Origin of the sequence: Micromonospora sp. NPDC005173 (genome assembly GCF_040608515.1) — a bacterium.
GTDB lineage: Bacteria > Actinomycetota > Actinomycetes > Mycobacteriales > Micromonosporaceae > Micromonospora.
In genome coordinates, this window is sequence record NZ_JBEXIK010000025.1 from 87,370 (window position 1) to 93,847 (window position 6,478).

The 6,478-nt window shown below is 73.9% G+C and carries 6 protein-coding genes; 1 reads left to right on the forward strand and 5 read right to left on the reverse strand.

Features of this window, described 5'->3' with window-relative positions; genetic code table 11:
* Positions 1-39 precede the first annotated feature (39 nt).
* The 3 genes from ABZV00_RS24710 to ABZV00_RS24720 all read right to left on the reverse strand — a co-directional run bounded on the left by ABZV00_RS24710 (position 40) and on the right by ABZV00_RS24720 (position 2,937).
* Positions 40-1,671, reverse strand: coding sequence for a RecQ family ATP-dependent DNA helicase (locus tag ABZV00_RS24710; protein WP_355610006.1), 1,632 nt, complete (start codon positions 1,669-1,671; stop codon positions 40-42).
* An 83-nt stretch (positions 1,672-1,754) separates the two neighbouring features.
* The gene (locus ABZV00_RS24715) at positions 1,755-2,705 is read right to left on the reverse strand and encodes a TIGR03557 family F420-dependent LLM class oxidoreductase (protein ID WP_355610008.1); all 951 of its coding nucleotides are present in this window, start codon (positions 2,703-2,705) and stop codon (positions 1,755-1,757) included.
* Positions 2,706-2,811: 106 nt separating this feature from the next.
* Positions 2,812-2,937, reverse strand: a complete 126-nt coding sequence (locus tag ABZV00_RS24720; protein WP_255421242.1) for a hypothetical protein — start codon at positions 2,935-2,937, stop codon at positions 2,812-2,814.
* A gap of 216 nt (positions 2,938-3,153) precedes the next feature.
* Between ABZV00_RS24720 and ABZV00_RS24725 the strand changes: the two genes are divergently transcribed.
* Positions 3,154-4,656, forward strand: coding sequence for a glycoside hydrolase family 3 N-terminal domain-containing protein (locus tag ABZV00_RS24725; RefSeq protein WP_355610010.1), 1,503 nt, complete (start codon positions 3,154-3,156; stop codon positions 4,654-4,656).
* 35 nt (positions 4,657-4,691) lie between these two features.
* Here ABZV00_RS24725 and ABZV00_RS24730 read toward each other — a convergent pair whose 3' ends face one another.
* Together ABZV00_RS24730 and ABZV00_RS24735 are read right to left on the reverse strand one after the other, a co-directional pair.
* Positions 4,692-4,979: a GNAT family N-acetyltransferase gene (locus ABZV00_RS24730; RefSeq protein WP_355610012.1), complete on the reverse strand. Its 288-nt coding sequence runs from the start codon at positions 4,977-4,979 to the stop codon at positions 4,692-4,694.
* Positions 4,976-6,193 carry a cysteine desulfurase-like protein gene (locus tag ABZV00_RS24735; RefSeq protein WP_355610014.1) on the reverse strand — a complete coding sequence of 406 codons (1,218 nt, stop codon included), beginning with the start codon at positions 6,191-6,193 and terminating at the stop codon, positions 4,976-4,978. The genes ABZV00_RS24730 and ABZV00_RS24735 overlap by 4 nt, the downstream gene beginning before the upstream one ends.
* Positions 6,194-6,478: the final 285 nt, after the last annotated feature.

Consider the following 6,478-nt stretch of genomic DNA (forward strand, 5'->3'; position numbering starts at 1 on the left):
CTCTGCTTGGTCAATCGGTTGGCCCGGTGCCCGGTCAGGCTAGTCCAGGGTCAGCAGGCCCTGTTCGGACACCACGCGCACCGACAGCGTCTTGTACCCGACCTCGTCGAAGAGAACCGTCATCTTGTCCTCCTCGTACCCGAGCACCATGCCGTGCCCCCACTCCGGGTGGCGCACCTGACTGTGCACCGCGAACGGCCCGACCGCCCCCTGGTCGGCGACGCTGGTGCCGGCATGGCAGTTGTCGCAGTGCCCGCAGACCTGGGTCATCTGCTCGCCGAAGTACGCCAGCAGGGTCTGCCCCCGGCAGGCGCTGGTCTCGGCGAAGGCCCGCATCATGTCGGTGCGGGACCGCGTCACGGTCTGCTGCCGCTCCGCCTCGGCCAGCGCCGCCGCGGCGGCGTCGACCGGGGTGGGGGAGTAGCGAGGGGCGCCGATGCGTTGCCGGGCCCGCGGCTCGGCCGCCCCGGCCTGCTCCAGCAGGGAGAGGTACTGGCCCAGCTTGCGCGGCCCGAGGCCGGTGGCCTCGCGCAGCTCGGTCTTGGTGGCCGGCTCACGGCGCAGCAGCGCGGCCAGGTCGCGCAGCTCGTTCTCGTCGGGCAGGCCACCGCTGAAGAACCGTTGCAGGCCCACGTCCTCGGCCTGCCAGAGCAGCAGCACCCGGGCCGGCTGCCCGTCGCGCCCGGCCCGGCCGATCTCCTGGAAGTAGCTGTCCGGCGAGTCGGGCAGCGCCATGTGCACCACCCAGGCGATGTTGGGCTTGTCGATGCCCATCCCGAACGCCGAGGTGGCCACCATGATCGGCACCTGGTCGGCGAGGAACGCCTCGTGCAGCGCGGAGCGCGCCCCGGCGGCCATTCCGCCGTGGTAGCACTGCGCCGGGAAGCCGGCGTCGGTCAACCGGGTGGCCAGCTCCTCGGCGGCGCGGCGGGTCGGCACATAGATGATTCCCGGCCGTTCATCGTCACGCAGCAGCGCGACCAGGCGCCGCCACCGGTAGTCCTCGGTGGGGCAGTGCGCCACCTCCAGGAACAGGTTGGGCCGGTCCAGCCCGGAGACCACCACCTCCGGCTTGTGCAGCCGCAGCCGGGCGATGATGTCGTCGCGTACCGGCGGGGACGCGGTGGCGGTCAGGGCGACCACCGGTGGCCGTCCGATGCCCTCGATGAGGTGCCCGAGCGCCAGGTAGTCGGGGCGGAAGTCGTGCCCCCAGGCCGAGATGCAGTGCGCCTCGTCGATCGCCACCAGCGCCGGCTTGAGTGCGGCCACCTCGGCCATCCGATCGGGGTTGCTCAGCTGCTCCGGGGTGATGAACAGGAACTCCGCCCGGCCCTCGCGGATCTCGTTGACCGCCTCGGCCTGCTGGGCGGCCGACTCGTTCGAGCTGATCCGCACCGCCCGCAGCTCCGGACGCTGGCGCTCGTTGAGGGCCGCGATCTGGTCCTGCTGGAGAGCCAGCAGCGGGGAGATCACCACGGTGGGGCCGGGGATCAGGCTGGCCGGGATCTGGTAGATGGCGGACTTGCCGGCGCCCGTGGGCAGCACGACCAGGGCGTCGCGTCGCTTCATCACCGCGCGCATGGCCGCCAGTTGGTTGGGCCGCAACGCGGTCCAGCCGAAGAGGCTCCGCGCCGCGCGGCGCAACGTCATCGAGTGCGTGGACAGCTTCATCGAGGGCCGGAGGTACCCGGCCCGATCACCGCCGAAACGCGGTCGACGGCAACCGTCCAAGGTCTCGCCGAGGCACCACGGACTCAGCGCACCCGGGCCAGGACCTCGCGCTGGTAGAGGTCGAACAGGCCCTGGTAGCGCGGGCCGACGTTGGCCACGTACACCTCGTCGAAGCCCGCCTTGGCGAACTTCCCGATCATCTCGACGTGCGCGTCGGCGCTGTTGCCGCACACGAACGCCTCCTTCAGCATCTCCGGCCGGACCAGCTGGGCGGCCTGCTCGAAGTGGCGCGGCGAGGGCAGCACCTGGGACAGCTCGCCCGGGACCCCGGCGTTGGGCCAGCGCTCGTACGCGATCCGCATGCCCTCGTCCTCGCTGTCCGCGTACGCCGCCTTGAATCCGGCCTGGCACGGCTTGTCGCCGCCGCCGTTCTCCCGGAAGCGCCGGACCATCTCGCTGTCGGGCCTGGTGCTCACGTAGCCGTCGCCGATCCGGGCGGCGAGGTCGATGGACTTCGGGCCGAAGCCGGAGACGTAGATCGGCGGGGGAGTGTCAGGCAGCGTGTAGATCCGGGCGTGCTCGACGGTGTAGTGCTTGCCGTGGTGGTTGACGAAGTCGCCGGTCCAGAGCTTCCGCAGCACCTCGACGGCCTCCTCCAGCATCTCCAGCCGGACGTCGGCCTGCGGCCAGGCGTCGCCGAAGATGTGCTCGTTGAGCGCCTCGCCGCTGCCGACGCCGAGTGCGAACCGCCCGCCGTGCAGCACCGCGCTGGTCGCCGCCGCCTGCGCGATCACGGCCGGGTGGATCCGCACCGTCGGGCAGGTCACCGCGGTGGTCACCGGCAGCGAACAGGCCTGGCTGAGCGCGCCGATCATCGACCAGACGAACGGGCTCTGCCCCTGTGCGTCCACCCACGGGTGGTAGTGGTCGGAGATCCAGAGCGCCTCGAAGCCGGCCTGTTCGGCGCCGCGCGCCTGCGCTACCAGCTCGGCCGGCGTGAACTCCTCACTGGACAGGATGTAGCCGACCTTCATCGTCCCCCCTCGGCACGGACCTGCTGGGTGGATTAGCGGTACCCCGGCCGTCGCCGGCCACACCCGGTCCGCCGGCTCTCACCCGATCGCGCCGGCGGGGTCGCGCTCAGCGTCGGCCGAACATCGCCCGGATCGCGGCCAGGAGCAGCAGCGCGCCGACCACCAGGCCGAGCAGGCGTACGCCGGGGATATCGGCCGGGCTCGTCGCGTCGGCCAGCAGGGCGGGATCCATCCCCGCACTCTCCCGGGGACCGTGCCTCCAGGCAACTGTAAGGTTTATTGACTATTGAATCGCTCGGTGTGACCATGGCAGCACCGCCTGCCGGTGGCGGTGCGCCGAGGGCGCGCGAGAGATGGGGTACGGGGGCCGCATGAGCGAGCGCAACCAGCGGGTCGGCGCGGGCGCGCCAGCGCCGGGGACCAACGCCGACCGCCACGGGCGGGCGGCGTGACGGCGCCCAGCGGGCACCTTCCGGCGCTGGCCGCCGCCGTCCTGCAACCCGGGTTCGTCGGCACCACCCCACCACCGTGGGTGTGCCGCTGGCTCGGTGAGGGGCTCGGCTCGGTGGTCCTCTTCGCCCGCAACGTCGTCGACACCGCCCAGGTGGCCGCGCTGACCGCGACGCTGCGCGCCGAGCGGCCGGACGTCATCGTGGCGATCGACGAGGAGGCCGGCGACGTCACCCGGATCGAGTCGGTCCGGGGCAGCTCCCGGCCCGGCAACTTCGCCCTCGGCGCGGTCGACGACCCGGAGCTGACCGAGGCGGTCGCCCGGGACCTCGGCGTCGAGCTGGCCGGGGCCGGGGTCACCCTCGACTACGCCCCGGACGCCGACGTCAACTCCAACCCGGCCAACCCGGTGATCGGCGTCCGCTCGTTCGGGGCGGACCCGGCGCTGGTCGCGCGGCACACCGCCGCCTGGGTACGCGGGCTGCAGGCCGGCGGCGTCGCCGCCTGCGCCAAGCACTTCCCCGGGCACGGCGACACCCGGGTCGACTCGCACCACGACCTGCCCCGGATCACCGCCGACCGGGACCGCCTGGACGCCGTCGAGCTGGCCCCGTTCCGGGCCGCCGTGGCCGCCGGGGTGCAGGCCGTGATGACCGGCCACCTGCTGGTGCCCGCGCTGGACCCGCAGCTGCCGGCGACGTTGAGCCAACGCATCCTGGGTGGCCTGCTCCGCGACGAGATGGGCTTCTCCGGCGTGGTGGTGACCGACGCGGTGGAGATGCGCGCGGTCGCCGACCGGTACGGCTTCGCCGGGGCGGCGGTCCGCGCGCTCGCCGCCGGGGCCGACGCGATCTGCGTGGGCGGCGAACGGGCCGACGAGCAGTCGGCCCGGGAACTGGCCGACGCCATCGTGGCCGCGGTCGTCTCCGGTGAGCTGCCCGAGGAGCGCCTCGCCGAGGCAGCCAAGCGGGTCGGCCAGCTCGCGGCCTGGACGGTGGCGGCCCGCTCCGAGCGGTCGACCGGAGCGCGCGGCAGCACGGACGTCGGGCTGGTCGCCGCCCGCCGCGCCGTTCGGGTCACCGTCGCGGCGGCCGGGACCGGGGGCGGGACGCCCGCGTTGCCGCTGACCCGCGCGGCGCACGTGGTCGAGTTCGAGCCACCGCGCAACATCGCCATCGGCGCGGAGACGCCATGGGGCCTCGGCGTACCGATGGGCGAGCTGCTGCCCGGCACGAGCGCGGTGCGCTACGCCCAGCACGACGTGCCGACCGACCCGGGCGCCGGGGCGGGCAACCGCCCGCTGGTGCTGGTGGTCCGCGACCTGCACCGGCACGAGTGGATGCGTGCCGCGGTGCAGCGGGCGCTGGCCGCCCGGCCGGACGCGGTCGTGGTCGAGCTGGGCGTGCCCGAGCTGGTCACCGGCGCGGTGCACCTGGCCACCCATGGCGCCACCCGGGCCAGCGGACGGGCTGCCGCCGAGGTGCTGACCGGCGTCCGCTGACCCGACGCCCGCAAACGGGCTGAGGCGGCCCGGCGCTACGGCTGAACGGCGACCAGGTCGGCGTACTCCGGGTGCTTCTCGATGAACGCGGCCATGAACGAGCACTGCGGCACCAGCGTGCCGCCGCGGGCGCGTACCTGGTCCAGGGTGCCCCGGATCAGCGCGCCGCCCACGCCCTTGCCCTGGAAGCCCGGGTCCACCTCGGTGTGGGTGAAGACCAGCACCTCCCCGCGGGTCAGGTACGCGGTGAAGCCGGCCAACGCGTCGTCGACCAGGATCTCGAACCGGCGCTTGGCAGGGTTGTCCTCGACCAGGGTGCTCATCGGGCCATTCTCCCCGCCAGCGCGTCCAGTTCGGCGAGCAACCGGTCGACCTCGTCGGCCGTGTTGTAGTGGTAGATGCTGGCCCGGACCGCGCCCCCGCTGTCCCGCAGCCCCATCGTCTGGAAGTACTCGTAGGCGTAGTAGTCACCGGCGGAGAGGCAGAACCTGGCTGTCCCCAGCGCCTCCTGGGTGGTGGCCGGCGACATCCCGGCGACCCGGAAGGAGACCGTCGGGCAGCGCCGCGCCGGCGAGCCGTAGACGGTGATCGCGGGCTGCTCGGTCAGCCCGGCGAGCAGCCGGTCGAGCAGCGCCTCCTCGTGCGCCTGGGCGGCGGCCAGCCCGGCCCGCACCCGCGCACGCCGGTCCCCGACGGCGTCCGGGTCCAGCCCGGCCAGGTGGTCCACCGCGGCGGCCACGCCGGCCAGCAGGGGAAAGCTCGGGGTGCCGTACTCGAACCGGTCCGGCACCGCGTCGGAGGACGGGACCAGCTTCGCCGGGCGCAGCGCCGCCCACCGGGCCGGGTCGGCCACCATCGCCGCCAGGTGCGGCCCGGACCACTTGTAGGCGCTGGTGACCAGCACGTCGGCGCCGACCGAGGCCAGGTCGGTCGGCCCGTGCGGCACCGAGTGCACGCCGTCGACGCAGACCAGTGCGCCGACCGCGTGCGCGGCCTTGGCGATCGCCGGCACGTCCGGCACCGTGCCGATGGCGTTGCTGCCGGCGGTCACCGCGACCAGTTTGGTGCGCTCATTGACCAGCTCGGCGTACTGGCCGGCGGGCAGCTCACCGGTGTGCCGGTCGATCTCGGCCCACCGCACCGTCGCGCCAGCAGCCTCGGCGGCCTGCACCCACGGCCGCACGTTGGCGTCGTGGTCGAGCCGGGACACCACCACCTCGTCGCCGGGGCGCCAGCCCGCGCCGAGCGTACGGGCCAGGGTGTACATCAGCGCGGTGGCACTCGGACCCAGCACCACCCCGGCCGGGTCGGCACCGAGCAGGTCGGCTACCGCCGACCGGGCCGCTGCCACCAGCTCCAGCGACCGGCGACCCGGCGCGAAGGCGGCGCTGCGGTTGCCGACCGCAGTGCGCATGGCGTCGGCGACCGCGTCGATCACACCGGCTGCGGTCTGGGTGCCCCCGGCCCCGTCGAAGTGGACGAAGCCCTCGGTCAGGGCGGGGTAGGCGGCCCGGGTGCGGGCGATGTCGAAAGGCATGCCGGGGACCCTAGTGCGGTGTCCACTAACGTTCACCGGGTGTTCCGGTGGGATGTTGTGGATCCTCGCCTTGGAGGGCGAGCGACTCCCCACTGGGTGGTGGGGCGGGCCTCCGCAGGCCAACTGATCCTCTCGCCGTCCGGGCTGGGCGGCGGGGGTCACGCCGGGACCGGCCGGCGCCGGGGAGGTTCCGGCCGGCTCGACGGTGCGTGACCACCCCAGGCAGCACAGGAACGGCTGTCGTGGGGGTGGTGGGTCCGCCGCCCGGGGTGCGGGTGGCGATGC